General features: G+C 59.6%; 12 protein-coding genes. 4 read left to right on the forward strand and 8 right to left on the reverse strand.

Features of this window, described 5'->3' with window-relative positions:
• Window positions 1-47: 47 nt before the first annotated feature.
• Together AC5S27_RS21470 and AC5S27_RS21475 are read right to left on the reverse strand one after the other, a co-directional pair.
• Window positions 48-1,304, reverse strand: a complete 1,257-nt coding sequence (locus AC5S27_RS21470) for a sugar MFS transporter (RefSeq protein ID WP_493936604.1) — start codon at window positions 1,302-1,304, stop codon at window positions 48-50.
• A gap of 228 nt (window positions 1,305-1,532) precedes the next feature.
• Window positions 1,533-3,587 (reverse strand): M13 family metallopeptidase, encoded by a 2,055-nt coding sequence (locus AC5S27_RS21475; RefSeq protein ID WP_493936605.1) that lies wholly within the window; start codon window positions 3,585-3,587, stop codon window positions 1,533-1,535.
• Between the two features lie 168 nt (window positions 3,588-3,755).
• On the opposite strand from AC5S27_RS21475, the gene AC5S27_RS21480 reads away from it, so the two are divergent.
• Window positions 3,756-4,970, forward strand: coding sequence for a VIT1/CCC1 transporter family protein (locus tag AC5S27_RS21480; RefSeq protein WP_493936606.1), 1,215 nt, complete (start codon window positions 3,756-3,758; stop codon window positions 4,968-4,970).
• A gap of 112 nt (window positions 4,971-5,082) precedes the next feature.
• Here AC5S27_RS21480 and hemG read toward each other — a convergent pair whose 3' ends face one another.
• From hemG to AC5S27_RS21495, 3 genes are read right to left on the reverse strand one after another with little or no spacing between them, the layout of a single operon-like run.
• The gene (gene hemG, locus AC5S27_RS21485; protein WP_493936607.1) at window positions 5,083-6,567 is read right to left on the reverse strand and encodes a protoporphyrinogen oxidase; all 1,485 of its coding nucleotides are present in this window, start codon (window positions 6,565-6,567) and stop codon (window positions 5,083-5,085) included.
• Window positions 6,568-6,620: 53 nt separating this feature from the next.
• The gene (locus AC5S27_RS21490; RefSeq protein WP_493936608.1) at window positions 6,621-8,435 is read right to left on the reverse strand and encodes a CRTAC1 family protein; all 1,815 of its coding nucleotides are present in this window, start codon (window positions 8,433-8,435) and stop codon (window positions 6,621-6,623) included.
• Between the two features lie 56 nt (window positions 8,436-8,491).
• Entirely contained in the window at window positions 8,492-10,375 is a 1,884-nt protein-coding gene (locus tag AC5S27_RS21495) for a CRTAC1 family protein (RefSeq protein ID WP_493937348.1), read from the reverse strand.
• Between the two features lie 175 nt (window positions 10,376-10,550).
• On the opposite strand from AC5S27_RS21495, the gene AC5S27_RS21500 reads away from it, so the two are divergent.
• The gene (locus AC5S27_RS21500) at window positions 10,551-11,744 is read left to right on the forward strand and encodes an acyltransferase family protein (protein WP_493936609.1); all 1,194 of its coding nucleotides are present in this window, start codon (window positions 10,551-10,553) and stop codon (window positions 11,742-11,744) included.
• Window positions 11,745-11,877: 133 nt separating this feature from the next.
• On the opposite strand, the gene bglX is transcribed toward AC5S27_RS21500, so the two are convergent.
• From bglX to AC5S27_RS21515, 3 genes are all read right to left on the reverse strand, one after another.
• The gene (gene bglX / locus AC5S27_RS21505; protein ID WP_493936610.1) at window positions 11,878-14,277 is read right to left on the reverse strand and encodes a beta-glucosidase BglX; all 2,400 of its coding nucleotides are present in this window, start codon (window positions 14,275-14,277) and stop codon (window positions 11,878-11,880) included.
• Window positions 14,278-14,455: 178 nt separating this feature from the next.
• On the reverse strand, window positions 14,456-15,466 hold the full coding sequence (locus AC5S27_RS21510; RefSeq protein WP_493936611.1) for a hypothetical protein: 1,011 nt from the start codon (window positions 15,464-15,466) through the stop codon (window positions 14,456-14,458).
• On the reverse strand, window positions 15,441-15,833 hold the full coding sequence (locus AC5S27_RS21515) for a PadR family transcriptional regulator (protein ID WP_493936612.1): 393 nt from the start codon (window positions 15,831-15,833) through the stop codon (window positions 15,441-15,443). The genes AC5S27_RS21510 and AC5S27_RS21515 overlap by 26 nt, the downstream gene beginning before the upstream one ends.
• Window positions 15,834-15,951: 118 nt before the next feature.
• Here AC5S27_RS21515 and AC5S27_RS21520 point away from each other — a divergent pair, with 118 nt between their 5' ends.
• Both AC5S27_RS21520 and AC5S27_RS21525 read left to right on the forward strand, forming a co-directional pair.
• Complete coding sequence (locus AC5S27_RS21520; RefSeq protein WP_493936613.1) at window positions 15,952-16,542, forward strand: GNAT family N-acetyltransferase; 591 nt, start codon at window positions 15,952-15,954, stop codon at window positions 16,540-16,542.
• A 74-nt stretch (window positions 16,543-16,616) separates the two neighbouring features.
• Window positions 16,617-17,387 carry an acyltransferase gene (locus tag AC5S27_RS21525; protein ID WP_493936614.1) on the forward strand — a complete coding sequence of 257 codons (771 nt, stop codon included), beginning with the start codon at window positions 16,617-16,619 and terminating at the stop codon, window positions 17,385-17,387.
• The last annotated feature ends 133 nt before the right edge of the window (window positions 17,388-17,520 follow it).

Here is a 17,520-nt window from a genome sequence, read left to right on the forward strand (position 1 = left end):
AAGTCGCCGGCAATGCAACACCGGCGACTGATGCAACCTTGATCTAATTAAGACGCTGTAATAGTCCGGTTTGGCTTCGACCCGGCAAGCCCATAGTAGGCAATGTAGAGATAGCAGATGATCGGGATCACAAACGCATGCTGGATCCCAACCTTATCCGCCAGCGCTCCAAACAGGAACGGCACCACAGCGCCACCCACGACGGCGGTCATAATCAGACCCGAGCCCTTGCTCGTCATTGGACCAAGTCCCACAATGCCCAGCGTAAAAATGTTCGGGAACATGATCGAGTTGAAGAAGCCGCAGAGGATCAGCGCCCAGATCGCCACGTGGCCGGATGTGACCATTGAAACCAGCACCATCGCCGTAGCCGCAAAACCGAAGATACCAAGCAGGCGTCCCGAAGGAATCTTGCTCACCAGCCAAGCCCCCAGCAAACGGCCAACCAGCGCGCCACCCCAATAGAAGGCTATAAGGCTAGAAGCTTCGCTCGAACTGGGAACGCCCTGCGTCTTGAAGTAGTTCACCATGATCGAAGCGAGGCCAACTTCAACGCCGACATAAAAGAAGATCCCCAGCGCGCCCAGCACCGTGTGCCGGTAGCTCCAAATGCTTCGCTTCAGAATCGGGTCATTCTCACTCCCCGGACGAAAGGTCTGCGTTGCGGTAATGTGCGGCAGCCGCATAAACGCCACCGCAAGACCCAATACAAGCAATCCGCCGGCAATCAGCAAATAAGGTATGCGCACCGTATCGGCGATTCCCGCCTTCGAAATCATCTTCGCCGGGTCGGTCAAAATGAAAGCACCGGCAATCAGCGGTGCGATCGTCCCGCCAATCGAGTTCGCCGCCTGCGCCAGGTTCAACCGCACCGGCGCGCTCTTCTCCGGCCCCAGAATCGACACGTAAGGATTCGCCGAAGTCTGCAGCGCCGTCACACCCGCGCCGATCACAAACGAAGCCGTCAGGAACAGCGGAAAGTTGGTGTACTTGGCCGCCGGAATAAACATCAGCGCGCCTACCACCTGGAGGAACAGCGAAAACACCATCGTCTTCTTATAGCCAATCGACTCGATCAGCTTCGAAGTCGGCGCCGAGAAGACAAAATACGCCAGGAAGAACGCCGACTCCGCCAGCATCGCCAGCCCATACGGCAGATCGAAGACTGAGCGCAGATGCGGCACCAGCGCCATATTCAGGTTGGTGATGAACCCGAAAATGAAAAACAGCGCCGTAACGGTGATGAATGGCCCGGTGTAGCTCGGCGTGCTGGGTGCTCCAGTAGGGACGGATCGTGATGCCATGGTGTGTCGTTCTCCACTTCTCGAAAATATGCCCGGAGTCTATCCGCGCTCAAACCTGCCAGCCCGGCCGCCCGATACATGGTGCTACATGTTGCAGTCGTGTCCCCGAAGAGAACACACAACCGTCGCCAACCTTCCGGCTGCAAACAACACTATACGGAAAGCCCCGAGATGGGGAAATCCCTCGAATGCCGCCAACTCCATAAGACATGCGCACGGCCCCGGAAGTTACCAGACCACGCACCGCTCCGCCTCACTCCGCACCATCGCCGAGCCAGCCTTGCATCCGAACGCCTCAGCAAACGGCGGAAAATTCGACATCGGCCCCAGCACGCGATACTTCGCCACCGGATGTGGATCCCCCTGCACCATCAGCTTCTGCGTCTCCGGTCGCGTCGCATCGCCGCGGAACTGCCCCCACGCGATAAAGAACTGCTCATCGGGCGTAAACCCGCCAACCTTCTGTTGCGACTGCCCCTGCGCCGTCTTCTTGAAGGCAAGATAAGCGATCTTCAATCCCGCCAGATCCCCGATCGACTCCCCCAGCACAAGCTTCCCGTTGATATGAATATCCGGAGCTCCGTCGATCGTGTACCCGTCAAACTGCTTCACCACACACGAAGTCTTCTCGTGAAACTTGCTCAAATCCTCAGGAGTCCACCAGTTCTCCAGCCGTCCCGTCGCGTCAAACTGCGCTCCCTGGTCATCGAAGCCGTGCGAAATCTCATGTCCGATCACCACCCCGATCGCCCCATAATTCACCGCGTCTGTCACCTGCATGCTGAAAGCCGGCGGCTGCAGAATCCCCGCCGGAAACACAATCTCGTTCATCTGCGGGTTGTAATAGGCGTTCGAGGTCGGTGGCGTCATCCCCCAGCGAGAGCGGTCCACTGGTTTACCAATCGTCTTCAGATCGTCCTGCACCGCAAACCGCGAAGCTGCAATCACATCCTCAAAATAGCTCCCGCGCGTAATCTTCACAGAAGAGTAATCCTTCCACTTATCCGGATACCCAACCTTCACCTTCACCGCAGCCAGCTTTTCGAGCGCCTTCGTCTTGGTCGCCGGAGTCATCCACTGCAGACCTTCCAGCGTGTCATGCATCGCCAGCAGGATATTGGTCACCATCTCCGTCGCCCGAGCTTTCGCCTCCGGCGGAAAATACCGCTTCACATACTCCTGCCCAAGCGCCTCGCCCAGCATCGCGTCCGTCTGCTCCGCACAACGCAGCGCCCGCGGCTTCTGCTCCGCCACACCGCCAAGCTCCTTCGCGAAAAAACCAAACCGCGCCGAATCAAACTCCTCCGGCAGCGCACCCGCCTCGGAGTTCACCAGCTGCCAGCGCAGGTACACCTTCCAATCCGCAATCGGTGTGGAAATAAGCTGCCTCTCCACTTCCACCAGGAACGCCGGCTGGTCCACATTGACCGTTTCCAGCGGAATTCCCGCACCGCGCAAATACACCGTCCAATCGAAATGCGGCGTCATCTTCTGCAAACCGGCCACGCTCGTTGGATGATCATGCACGTGCGGATCGCGGAGCGCCACATTGTCCAAAGAAGCCGCCGCCAATCCCTTCTCGACGCGCATCACTGTATCCGCACCAGCCTTGGCTTGCGCCTCCGAATACCCGCTCATACGCAGCATCTTCGCGACGTACACGAGGTACCCAGCCCGCGCATCCTCAAACCGCTTGTCAGGCTTCAGGTAATAGTCCCGGTCCGGCAATCCCAGCCCCGACGGACTCACATCCGCCATCACCTGCCCAGGATCATGAGGATTCTGATTTCCATTCACAGAAAACGGCACCGCCACGCCAATCGCTTGTAGCTCCCGGATCTCCGCCTGCAGATCCCCACCATTCCTTATGGCATCAATCTTGGCCAGGTACGGCTTCAATGGCGTCAGCCCAGCCGCATTGATCGCCTTCACATTCGTGCACGCCGCGTAAAAGTCGCCCGTCTGCTGCGCCGGACTGCCTGTTGCCTGCCCCGCCTTCGACGAAACATCCTCCAGGATCACCTGCAACTGCTGCTTGTTCACCTCGCCCGCCTCCCACCGCCGGCTCCATCGGTCCATCGAAGCAGGAATTGGATGCTCGCTCCGCCAGGCCCCATTGGCGTAGTCAAAGAAGTTGTGGCATGGCGCCACGCTCGTGTTCATGTCGCCCGGCTCGATGCCTTTCAGCGCGCTACTTTGACCACCACCCTGGGCGCAACAGCTCAAGCCAACCCCGCCCACAATCTCTGCAACTAAGAGCAACGAAAGAAATCTGCGAACCATAAACTCTCCTGAACAAACCGTCCGGCAGCGACCGTCAATCCCTGTGAGTCTACCCGAAACTACCCCGCAACTCACGCCATACAAAAAGCCAGTCTTTCCACTATGCTCAGAAGCAAGATGAATCTGTAACGCCGCGCGTCACGTCCAAACTGCAAACCAGGAGCCAGCTTGCCCACCCCGAACAACCGCACCAAGAAGATCCTCGACAGTCTCGCCGGCAACTGGCAGGCCGAGATGGAAAGTTACCACACCTATCTCGCTCTCGCCGACCGCGAACATGACGCCGTGCGTGCCAGCGTCCTCCGCCACCTCGCCGCAGCCGAGCTCGAACACGCGGCCCTCTGGGCCAACCGCATCCTGGAGCTGGGCGGCCAGCAGCCCGTCTACACCGGCAACCCGCACGGCGACGCAGACTCCCTCGCTACCCGCGCCGGCGGTCCGCTCATGGCCCTCCGCCGCCTCGAGATCGACGAAAGCCGGCACATTGCCAGCTATGGCACTCAACTGAAAAACCTCGGCGACGAAACCTCCATCGCCATCCTCGAACACGTCATCGAAGACGAAAAACAGCACCATCGCGAACTCGGTTCCCTGCTCCGCGGCCGGTCCCACAAGTCCGCCGAAGGCAAGCCCTTCCTCAACGCCAAGACCCTCCTCGAAGAACTTCTCGCCAAGCGCAACAAAGGCCGCAAACAGGCCGGAAGCTGGATCGGCGACGCCATCTACGGCGTCAACGACGGCCTCGGAGCCATCTTCGGCATCGTCTCCGGCGTTTCAGGAGCAACCGCCGGCCAGTCCAGCGAACACCAGGCCAAATATGTGCTCCTCGCAGGACTCGCAGGCATGATCGCCAGCGCCCTGTCCATGGGATCAGGTGCCTACCTCGCCGCCAAGAGCGAACGCGAGATCTACGAAGCCGAGCTAGCCCGCGAACGCGAAGCCATCTCCATGAATCCCTCCGAGGCCCGCGAACTGCTCAGCCTCTATTACCAGGTCAAGGGCCTTCCCGAAGAAGACTCCGACAACGTAGCCGAACACCTCGCCGCCGATCCTGAAACCCTGCTCAACGCCCTGGCCGCAGAACGGCTCTCCACCTCCGAAGACGGCCTGAAAGTCCCGTGGGTATCAGCCACCTCCGGCGCCCTCTCGACAGCCATAGGAGCCATCATCCCCGTTATCCCGTTCTTTTTCCTCAGCGGCATAACAGCGGTCGTCGTTGCAGCCGTCGTCTCGCTCGTAGCCCATTTCGCCGTAGGCGCAGCCAAGTCCTTGATCACGGTAAGAAGCTGGTGGGCCAGCGGCTTTGAAATGACTGCAGTGGGCGCAGTCGAAGGAGCAGTCACCTACGCCATAGGCTTGTGGCTAGGCACCCTGGGCGCATAAACGAAGGCACCAAGCGCCAAAGGCGCGACACCATACCAGCCCAGGGCAACGCTCTGGGTTTGGCCAGGCTCCCCAGATCTAGGGCTGAAGGCCCGATCTATTTCAATCTCGATTACGAAAGGCGTGCATTCACGGCTGCGTCCACCAAACCCCGCGCAGCCCTACGCCCCAGCCGGATGCAGTCTGAAATCCCAATCCCGTCGTAGGCATTTCCCACCAGCTGCAAACCCGGTAACCCCGCCAGCCGTTCGCGAATCCGTTCGACCCGATCCGTGTGTCCCACCGCATACTGCGCCATCGCTCGAGGCCACCGCTGCACCTCGACAAGCTCAGGAACAGCAGAGATCTCCAGCACCTCAAACAGCTCCCGCTGCACCAGCGACGAAAGCGCCTCATCCGTGTCATCCAGCAACCCAGGCCGCCGCGCGCCGCCCAGAAACACCCGCAAGACTGATTTCCCCGGCGCTGTCCTCCCCGGAAACTTGCGATGAATAAACGTGCAGGCCAGCATCGCTCGCCCTTCCACCGCCGGCACCAGGAACCCAAACCCCGGCGGCAACGGGTCCAACTCTTCCCCGTCATACACCAGGTTCACTGTCACCGAAGAGCTGTACGGAATCCGCCCCAGCTCATCGCATAACTGCCGGTCCACGGCCCCCAGCATCTCGGCTGCAGACCACGCCGGAGTCGCCACAATCAAAGCATCGAAACACTGCGGATTCGCCAGATTCTCCATCTCTGAACCTGCCTGCGTCACCGACCATCCCCCATTAGCGTCGTTGAGCCGGTCCACTCGCAAAACCGCTTCCCCTATATGCAGCCGGGCCGGATCGAGCTGGGCCACCAGCGCATCCACCAGCTCCTGCAGGCCCATCCGCAGCGTCGTAAAAATCGGCTTCTGCTCCGGCTGAGCATCGGTTTCTTCCGCCTCAGCCGCCCGCGCCGCTAAACCCGCCAGCATCCCCTTCGTGAGTGAACCATACCTCACTTCCATATCCACCAGCCGTGGCAGCACCGCCTGCGCACTCAGCTCCGAAGCATCCCCGCCATAGATCCCCGAAAGCAGCGGATCAGCCAGCCGGTCTACCGCCTGCTGCCCATAATGCCGCCGCACCAGAGAAGCCACCGACTCATCCCCGCCCCGCTTGCGCGGCGAAAGCAGCAGCTCAATCCCCATCCGAACCTTCGTCCACCACCCAAAAAGCCGCGTCGTCACCATCGGCCAGATCTTCGTTGGCACCAGGAACATCAGCCCATCCGGCAGCTCCACCAGCCTGTTCCGCACCACGATATACGTCTTCCGGTGCGCGTCATCGGAAGGGACAAAATCTATGTCAAGCCCCAGCTCGCGGCAAAGCTGCAGCGCCGCCGGCTTCTCTGTCAAAAACGAATCAGGTCCGCGTTCAATCACCGTTCCATCGACAACCTGCGAAGCAATCACCCCACCAAGCCTTGCCCCGGCCTCAAACAATTCATAAGAAACATCCGCACCCGCGCGCCGCGCCAGCTCCAGCTCGTAAGCCGCAGCCAGCCCCGCGATCCCGCCACCGACGATCCCTATACGCATCAGATTGCCTTTGCTTTTCTTGTTTGTCATTCCCGCAGGGAATCTGCTGTTGCACTTGTTCCAGCTTCTGTGACTGTCATTCCTCAGGGCTTCGAAAGAATCCCACGCCCCTCAACTATCGTATAGATGCGATCCACCGCCGGTAGCTTCACCCTTTCATGCGCTCCAGATGGCCAATGAATCTCAGCCGTCCCCGCCTCCGTCGCTTCTCCAAGCCCGAAATGCACCCGCGGGTCATTCGAGGAGATAAAACTCCCTCCGCTGAAAACGTCCCCGCGCTGCCGCATCCCATTCGCGTTCAGATACACCGTCGACCCCACGGCATCACGCGGACTTTTCGGGCCTCCAACCAGCTTCAGCTCCACCCAGTGATGCGTATCCGCATCAACATTGCGCAACAGCACCGCCGGCCCATCGATCGGGCTGATCACCACATCGATCTTGCCATCATTGAACAGATCTCCAAAGGCCGCCCCACGCCCCGGCGTCACTACAGCCAGCCCTGACCCCTTTACGGGCGGGACATACTCGAAGTGTTCCCCCTTCACACTCCGAAACAGCAGCGGCCGCTGCGCATACGTTGTACCCCAATCATGCTGGTCCACCTCAGGATAGACATGGCCGTTGACCATGAAGATGTCCTTCCATCCATCGTTGTCAAAGTCCACCAGCCCCGCGCCCCAACCCAGAAACGGCACCGGAATCTTCGCGATCCCTACCTGGTCGCTTACATCCGAGAAACCACCCTCACCGTCGTTCCGGTACAACACCTTATAGTCATCTGAAAAATCTGTCACCAGCAGGTCCAGCAACCCATTGTTGCGCGTATCCCCGACCGCCAGCCCCATCGAGGCGATCTCGCGCCCATCCTTGTTCAGCGCAAATCCAGAGACATAACTCGCATCCTCAAACGTTCCATCCCCCTTATTGATGTACAGGAAATTCGGGGACGAATCATTGGCCACCAGCAGATCAATACGTCCATCGTTATTCACATCCGCAAAGATCGCCGTGAACCCATAAAACCCCTGCGGATCAGCCACGCCAGCTTTCACGCTCACATCCGTAAATGTCCCGTCTCCATTGTTACGAAACAGATGATCCGGCTCCCCCTTCAACCCGCGCGGGCCGCACATCACCGGAGCCCCACGCAACTGGCAGAAGGCGCGGGGCACATCCGTATCCCCTGCCAAAGGCTGCTTCGTCACGTCATAGTGCAGATACCCGGAGACAAACAGATCCAGGCGCCCATCCCCGTCGTAATCGCCCCAGGTAGCCCCGTCCGACCAGTTGCCCAGGGTAACTCCTGCCCTCTCGGCTACGTCCGTGAACGTCCCATCATGATTGTTGTGAAAAAGCCGGTTCTTGCCGAAATTCGCAACAAAGATATCCGGCCACCCATCGTTGTCATAGTCCGCAACCGCCACACCAAATCCCCAGCGGTCGTTCGCCACGCCCGCCTTCAACGCAACATCGGTAAACGTTCCATCATGATTGTTATGAAACAGCGCCGCATGCGGTGCCGGCTCTTTTCCCTCCAGAGCCTTGTAAGTCGAGCCGTTCACGAGATAGATATCCAGCCAGCCATCGTTGTCATAGTCGATCAGCCCGACGCCCGACCCATCGGTCTCCAAGATATATTTCTTCTGCGGCGTTCCCATTACGTGCCGCCACTTCCCAAGCCCCGCAGCCACCGTCGCATCCTGAAAAACCACCGGCCCCGAATCCACAAATCCACCAGCGGTGATTGGCCTCTTCTGCGCGTCCAGCATCGGCGCATGAGGAGGACCGGTAATATGCCCACCCTCCTGTACCGCAGGCTTTGGCTTCTGTTGCGCCACGCCCCCCGGTGCTCCCGGCAGCAGGCACAACAAGGCCGCCACAGCAATTCCCGGCATCCACGCACGCTCTTTCTGATACCGGCAACAACCCATGGATTGTCCTTGCTATTTCGCTATTTCGCAGCAGGCTCCGGAGCGCACTGCTTGCCATTGCACAACGCGTCAGTGATTCCAACACCTTCCGTGATGGTGTAAATTCGGTCCACCGCCGGCAGCTTCACTGTCTGCTTGAATCCGGATGGCCAGCGAATTTCCGCCGCCCCAGCGTCGGTTGCATCGCCCAGCCCAAAATGCAATCGCTGGTCGTTCGCGGAAATATAGCTCCCGCTCGACATCACATCATCCCGCTGCGTCACACCATTAGCCTTCAGCCGCACCGTCGCGTTCATCGCATCGCGAGGACTTCCAGGGCTTGTTGCAGTCTTGCCGCCGCCGACCAGCTTCAACTCCACCCAGTGATGCTTGTCCGGATTCACATTCCTCAGCAGCACCGCCGGCCCATCGATCGGGTTGATCACCACATCGATCTTCCCGTCATTGAACAAATCCCCAAACGCCGCACCGCGCCCCGGAATCACATCCGCCAGCCCCGTTCCCGCCACCGGCGGAATATACTCGAACTTCCCATCCTTCGTATTCCGAAACAGCAGCGGCCGCTGCGCATAACTCGTGCCCCAGTCATGGTCCCCGGCATCCGGATACACATGCCCATTCACCATGAAAATATCCCGCCAGCTATCGTTGTCGTAATCGATAAAGGCCGTGCCCCATCCCAGGAATGGAATGCTCGTCTGCGCAATCCCCGCCCGATAACTTACATCCGTGAAGCTCGCCTCGCCATCGTTATGAAATAGCACCTTGTAATCATCCGAGAAGTCGGTATCAATGATATCCAGCAGCCCATTGTTCATGTAGTCGCCAACGCCGAGGCCCATGGAAGCAACTTCACGCCCATCCTTGTTCACTGCAAACCCGGAGACGTAGCTATCATCTTCAAATGTCCCATTGCCTTTATTGATATAGAGATAACTCGCCACTGAATCATTCGCCACCAGCAAGTCTGGCTTGCCGTCATCGTTCAAGTCGACGAAGATCGAAGTAAAACCGTAGTACTTGTTCGCATCGTCCACGCCGGCTTTCACACTCACATCCGTGAAGGTGCCGTTGCCGTTGTTGTGATAGAGATGGTCTGGCTCACCCTGAAGCCCGCGCGGCCCGCACATTCCAACCACTCCACGAAACTTGCAGGCAGCATACCCGACCACTTTATTCCCACTTACCGGCAACTTATCCCGGTCAAAGTGAATGTAGCCGGAGATAAACAGGTCCAACTTACCATCCCCGTCGTAATCTCCCCAGCTGGCTCCGGCCGACCAGTTACCCAACGTAATGCCAGCCTTCTCCGCAACATCGGTAAACGTCCCGTCATGGTTGTTGTGGTAGAGCCGGTTCTTGCCGTAATTGGTCACGACCATATCTGGCCAGCCGTCGTTGTCGTAGTCCCCGACCGCCACGCCAAACCCCCAGCGGTCGTTGGTCACACCCGCCTTCGCCGACACATCCGTAAACGTCCCGTCATGATTGTTGTGAAACAGCGCAGCATGCGGTGGCGCCACCTTCCCATCCAGCGCATCGAAGGTCGAGCCGTTGACGAGATAAATATCGAGCCAGCCATCGTTGTCATAGTCGATCAGCGCCACACCCGACCCGTCGGCATCCAGAATGTATTTCTTGTCCGGAGTTCCCATCACATGCGACCACGTCGCCAGGCCCGACTGCTTCGAAATGTCCGCGAAGATGGTTGGCCCCGTCGCAACAAAGCCGCCTGCCGTGATCGGCCGGTGCTCCGCATCGTAGACAGCCTTACCGACAACGCCTGTCGAGTTTCCGGAACTCATTCCCGTGCTCTGGCCCGTACTCTGGCCCGATACCTGGGCCGCCGGCTGCGGTGCATTTTGCGCAAGCCCCGCGTAGCCAGAGGCGCCCATCCCCAGCATGAGAACGCCAACAACAGTAAAGTAATTTTGCGCCAACCCGTCCCTCACGAGCCAAAGTGTACCGTACACGCATCAGGACTGGCTTGCGCAGAGGAGCCAGAAACGATAGCTTGGTGGCACCGCGCGATACATCCCGGCCCAACCCAGCACCTCGCAGAGCGGAGACTCCGACCCAATGCCTGTAACCACATCCGATCCCGTCCTCGTCCAGCCAGCAGCCCCCGGCCTGCAGCGCCGCCTCATCTCCCTCGACGCCCTCCGGGGCCTCACCATTGCCTTCATGATCATGGTCAACAACAACGCGTCCGACAAAGCGTGGCCATTCATGGAGCACGCCGACTGGAATGGCATGACCCCAACCGACCTGGTCTTCCCGACATTCCTCTTCCTCGTCGGTGCCGCCATCGTCTTCGCCTTTGAAGCCCGATTGGCCAAAGGCGCCACCCGCGCTCAGCTCGCAGTGCAAACCGTCCGCCGAGCCATCATCCTCATCGCCTTCGGCTTCATCGTCAACAATACGGGTGGGATTCTCTTACACCATCCGCACTTCGCCCCGGAAACCTGGCGCTACTACGGCGTACTCCCCCGCATCGGCATCTGCTATCTCATCGCCAGCCTGCTTTATCTCTGGGACCGCCGTTGGCAGACCAAGGCCGCCGTCATCGCCTTCTGTCTCATCGCCTACTACATTCTCATGCGCTTCGTCGCCGTCCCCGGCCTCGGTATGCCCGGCACCGATATCCCGTTCCTCGATCGCGACGCCAACCTGGTAGCGTGGCTCGATCGGCAGATCTTCGCCGCGTCGCACCTCTACGAGAAGACCCGCGATCCCGAAGGCCTGCTCAGCACCCTTCCCGCCATTGGCACTGCCCTGCTAGGCCTGCTGGCAGGCATCTGGCTGCGCAGCAAGCACACCCTCCAGGGCAAAGCCGCCGGTCTGGCTGGAGGAGCAGCCGGCCTCATCGCCCTCGGCAGCCTCTGGGCCAACTGGTTCCCGCTCAACAAGAAGCTCTGGACCAGCTCTTATACCCTCGTCGCCGCCGGCATCTCGATGGCACTCTTAGCCCTCTTCTTCTGGGCCATCGAAGTGAAAGGATGGCGCGGCAAATGGACCTGGCCACTGCTCGTCCTGGGCTCAAACTCCATCGCCGCTTACATGATCTCGGAGCTTCTCGGCACCCTCCTCGACCTCTTCCAGCTCAGCTACAACGGTCGCGCCATCGGCCCTCTCGGCTGGTTCTACGTCCATACCTACGCTCACATCCCCAACCCCGGCCTCGCCTCCTTCTGCTACTCCTTCACCTACATGGCCATCTGCTTCCTGCCTGTCTGGATCATGTACCGCAACAAAATCTTCCTCAAGGTCTAAGCGGCATCAAGCAAGCTCATCGACAGTAAAGCCCCGCCATCAGCGGGGCTTTTCCATTGCATCCAATCGTTCCTTGCTGTCATTCCCTTTGGGAATCTGCTGTTACTTTCCCTATTCCCTATTCCCTGCCTTCTCACTTCACCTCGAAAGAAGTCTCTCCCGAAGCCAGCGAACTCCCGCCCACCCAAATCTTGTAGGTAGTAGGCTCCACCACCCGCTTGCTCTCCACGTTATAGAAACTCAGCTCATCGAATCCCAGCGGGAACTCCACACGCTTCGACTCCCCCGGCGCCAGCGTAACCCGCGCAAACCCCTTCAACTCCCGCACCGGCTGCTCGACAGAAGCCGAAGTATTCCGCAGATACAACTGAACCACCTCAGTCCCCGCCACACTCCCCGTGTTGCGAACATCCACCGCAGCGGTCAGCGCTCCAGAGTGCCCAGCTTCTGAGACAGATATTTGCCCCTTGTTCACCGTAGGCTGCGAGTAGCTGAACTTCGTATAGCTAAGCCCCCATCCAAACGGATACAGCGCTGAATTGTCTTCATCGATATAACGCGACAGGAACTTTTCCAGCCCATTGGCCGGCAACCGGCTCAGATCCGTATGTCCCGCCGGACGCCCCGTAGGCATCTGCGCATAGTAAAGCGGCTCCTGCCCGACAGCCCGCGGGAAGCTCACCGTCAGCTTCGCCGAAGGATTCACATCCCCAAACAGCACATCCGCTACCGCGTGCCCGCCTTCCATCCCCGGAAACCATGCCTCCACAATCGCCGGGACATGCTCACCAGCCCACTTGATCTCGCTCGGCCGTCCCGTAAACAGAATCAGCACCACCGGCTTCCCTGTCGCAGCGACAGCCTCCAGCAAATCCTCCTGCTTGCCCGGCAGCGTCAGATGCACCCGGCTCGAAGCCTCGCCTGTCATCCAGTCTGCACTCTCACCAAGCGCCAGAATCGCCACATCCGCCTTCTTCGCAACCTCGACAGCCTCGGCAATCGTCTTCGCATCATCCGGCGCAGGCTCTTCCTTCGCTCCCGCCGTGTTGCCCTGGTCGACAAAGCTCACATGCCGGATCACCGCAGCATCCGCGCCGGTCAGCACCTCCGTGCCCTTCGCGTAAAGCAGCTTGTCACCCAGCCGCTCCTGCAACGCCTGCTTCAGCGAGATCGCATACTTGGCCTCGCCTAGCGCACCCCACGAGCCCAGCATGTCCTTCGCCGAATCCGCCAGCGGCCCAATGAGCGCCACCGTCGCATCCTTCTTCAACGGCAGCAGCACACCTCTGCCCTCGACAGGATCGTTCTTCAGCAGCACAATCGTCTCGTCCGCCACCTTCCGCGCCTGCTCCCGCTTCGCCGCCGTCGGCTCATACGGCGGAGTCACCTGCGTATACGGGTGCTCAAACAACCCCATCGCAAACTTCACCCGCAGGATCCTCCGGCAGGCCTCGTCTACGACCGATTCCGGAATTACTCCCGACCGCACCTGCGCCGCGATCGTCGTCCCGTAGAGGTTGCCCTCCATGTCCATGTCCACGCCGGCCTCAAGTGCCTTGCGCGCCACCGTCGCTCCGTCCGGACCGATCGAGTGGTTCAGCAACTCGGCCACCGCGCCCCAGTCCGAAACCACAAACCCGTCAAACCCCCACTCCTTGCGCAGAATCTGCGTCAGCGTATAAGGATTCGCCGTCGCCGGTACGCCGTTGATCGAGTTGAAGCTCGACATCAGCGTCGCCGCACCCTCCTCGACCGCTGCGTGATACGGCGGCAGATACACCTGCCGCAACGTAATGTCGCTCATGTCGGTAGCGTTATAGTCGCGCCCCGCAATTGCCGCACCATAAGCAGCAAAATGCTTAACACTCACTGCCACTGAATCCGGCTTGCTCAAATCTCCCTGCTGATACCCCTTCACCCATCCGCGCGCAATCGCCGAGCCCAGATAAGGGTCCTCGCCCGCTGACTCGACGATCCGGCCCCAACGTGCATCCCGGGCGATATCGACCATGGGCGAAAAAGCCCACTGCACCCCATCCAGACGCGCCTCAGCTCCCGAAGTCCTCGCCACCCCCTCGATCAGTTTCGGATCCCAGCTGGAAGCGAGGCCGAGCGGTACCGGGAACGTGGTCTTGTACCCGTGAATCACATCAAGACCGAACAGGATCGGGATATGCAACCGCGACTTCTCCATCGCAATATGCTGGTAATGGTTCGTCTTCTCCGCTCCATACACATTGAGCATCGAACCGATCGCGCCCTTCTCCGTCAGCTCGTCATAGCTGACCTTAGCCCCCGCCGGCCCCGTGGCAAACCCGGCAGAATACTGCACCGTCTGTCCGATCTTTTCCTCCAGCGTCATCTGCTTCAGCAGCTTCTCCACCCGCGCATTCAGCTCCCGATTATTCAACTGCGGATTGGGAATCGGCCGGGCAGCAGAAGCAGCACTCTCCCCCAGAACCGGCAGAGTAGCAGTCAGAGGAAGGCACGCAAACGACACGGAGAGCAATTGGAGATAAAAGGCTTTTTTCATGGCGAAGCCAATACTATACCCTCCCCCCCACGCCCCGCCAGATAACAAATCCCCAATGCGCAACCGATTGTGCATTTTCCGTGAACAACCCCGGAATAGCCCTCCGTGGATGACATTTCCTTCGTTTCTTGATTGTCATTCCCGCAGAGAATCTGCCGCTTTTCCGAATACCCCGCCCTCACGCCACCACATTCCGGCTCAGCGGCTTTGGCTCACCCCGGCTCACCCGGACGACGCGAAACAGGTCAACCGAGGCCACGACAGCCACCACAATCACCGCAAATGGCAGACATCTCTCCATCAACAGTTCGATCACACCCCGGACGTCCGCGGTCCGCGCGGGGCTGGCATTTGCAATCGCCATTTCAGCAATGACGTGAGCCTTCAGCAGCCAGCAAAAAAGTATCCCTGCCGCCAAATCACTCACCATCCGCAACGCCGCCTTCAGGACAGTCCAGTGAGGCCGCATGAAGTTCGCAATGGATACGCCGATATTGAACACGCCAATCGCGAGATATCCCCAGAAGAAATACAGCCACATCGGCGTAAGAACCAGTCGGAACGCAGGCCCCTGAAAGATGACCGGCGTGGACGCTTCAGAGATCCACCACAACATGAACACCACCCCCACCAGTACCTCGGCCACCGAGTTGGCCCGCGCAATCTTGTAAAGGTCCTTCACCGCCGGCAACTCGCGCGGATTCCAGTTCTCCATGAAGTGCGTCCGCGAGTCGGCGAATTGCACCAGCGCAAAGGTTAAAGTGATCGCGCTCGCTGCCCAGAAAGCTACCGTCCAGCCAATCGACCATGCCGCCAACGCCGTGGTCGCCCAGCCATCCGCAGGATGCTGAAGCCGCTGCACCACGACATACACCGCAATCCAGGCAGGGACATACCAGGTTCCCGCCATCTTCAGCACGGCAACGTAGCTCGGAAACCACGTCGGCCCAATCAACGACTGTTGCTGAGGCCGGTAACGGTTCGCCACCAGCATCGGCCGGCCGCGCTGCTTCAAGAGCGCCTCGAACTCGGCCTCGGTGAGCAGCCGACCCAGCGCTTCTTCCTGTTCCTCGATCTGCGAGTTCAGATCCTCTGAGATTTCCGCAAGAATATCCCGCCGCTGCTCCTTCGGCAGCCAGAACTCAATCGCATGCAGATACCGCTCAAGCAGTTGTGTGTTCGTCAACATAATCGCCCTCCGTTGCAATCTCGCCGCCCGCGAGTATCTCGTTCACCGCCGCGTGGATCGCTCCCCACTCCTCCAGCAGCCGCGTCAACATCAGCCCGCCCGCCTCTGAAAGCCGGTAAAAGCGCTTGTTGCGCTTTTTCTCCTCGCGCCACTCGCTCGCCAGCAATCCCTGGCTCTCCAACCTGCGCAACAGTGGATAAAGAGTGTTCTCATCCACCTCAAGCCCGCGATCACTCAGCGTCTTACGCAAGGTGTACCCATATCGCTCGGTGCGCAAAGCCGCCAGTACCGCCAGCACCAGCGAACCCCGCCTGAGTTCGAGCCGCAAATTCTCGTACAAATCGGAAGCTGTGTTTATCTGAACCATGTGTCACGCATACCGTGCTACACACAGTATGTGCCACACGTACCGAGAATGCAAGGAATTTCGAAAATAATTCTCAGTCCGAGCCGATAGTAGAATCGGTCGGTACATGGAAACTGAAATGGCCACCGATCACCCGCCCGAGACGACTCACCCTGGATCTCGTTGGAAAATTCGCCCCGCCCAACCGGAAGACATTCCCGCCCTGCACGCCCTGATCGAAGCCTCCATCCGCGGTCTGCAGGCCAGCGACTACTCGCCCACCCAGATGGAAGCCGCCATCGGCACCGTGCTCGGCCTCGACACTCAGCTCATCCGTGACCAGACCTACTTCATCGCAGAAACCCGGGACGCCAGCGGCAAAACGGTGAAAGCAGGCTGCGGCGGCTGGTCCTACCGCAAAACCCTCTTCGGCTCCGACGGCGCCACCGTGCGCGAACCAGAAAAGCTTGACCCCGCCACTGATGCTGCAAAAATCCGCGCTATCTTCGTCCATCCAGACTTCGCCCGTCAGGGCCTTGGCAGCCTCATCCTCGCCCACGTAGAAGCCACCGCCCACGCCGCCGGTTTCTGCAGCTACGAAATGGGTTCCACCCTCACCGGCATCCCGCTCTACACCCTCAAAGGCTATGTCCCGGTTGAGCGCGTCGAGGTCCCTCTAAGAAACGGCGAAACTCTCCCCATTCTGAAAATGACCAAGATTCTCAAGTAATCAGCTGGCCGAAGCCGTCCGACCGCACGGCAGGTGCCGAATCCTTCTGCCCCGTTGTATCGTCCTAAGTAGATATGGCCCAGCCTAACGAGACTCAAACCGCCCAGCCCGCGAATACCGACAAGCCCAGCCCACCCCACCCCCAGGCCGAGGCCGAAGAAGTCTACCGCCGCTGGATTGCCTTCCTCGACGACGAGTTCACCCGCCACCAGTCCGCCGAGCGCCGCTCGGAAATCGTCCGCGACCAGCTCTTCCAGCTCTACCTCGGTCGTCCCCACGGCGGCAAACTCAACTTCACCCTCACCAGCGAACTCCCCCTCAACGTCCTCCAGCTCTCCATCGACCCCATCAATATCACCCTCGAAGCCGAGCACTACCCCGACGTCGACCGCGAGCGCTTCGCCAAGAGCAAGCCGCTCCTCTGGTTCTGGATTATGTTCGACCGTTCCCCCATCGCCATGAATCACTGGCTCGGCATCCGTTTCCGCTGCATGCTTGGCCGGCACCTCTTCGCCAAAATGGGCAAAGGAGTCCGCATCGACCAGGGCGTCGAGCTCACCTACGGCTACAACCTCTCCATCGAAGACGGCGCCATTATCCGCCACCGTGCCCTCCTCGACGACCGCTCGGAGATCCACATCGGCCCCGGAGCCGTGATCGGCAACTACGCCCGCATCTACTCCCACACGCACGAGCAGGATGACTACGAGAAGCTCGTTTTCGCCCCCACCACGATCGGCGCCAAAGCCAGAGTCGGCGCCCACACCGTAGTGCTCGCCGGCACCAACCTGGGCGACGGTCAGATCCTCGGCCCACAAGGCACCGCCGACCAGCAGCAGAAATAGAGAAGTTCTCAAAAGTGCAGAGATAACTTATGTCGCGCATGACGTGGGTTATCTCTGTATTTGTCTCCGAGGAGTTATTCCTTGTCTGATGCAGACGTTACAAAGCACAAAGCGAAGTGCTCCAGGTCCTTAT

Source organism: Acidicapsa borealis (assembly GCF_059115245.1).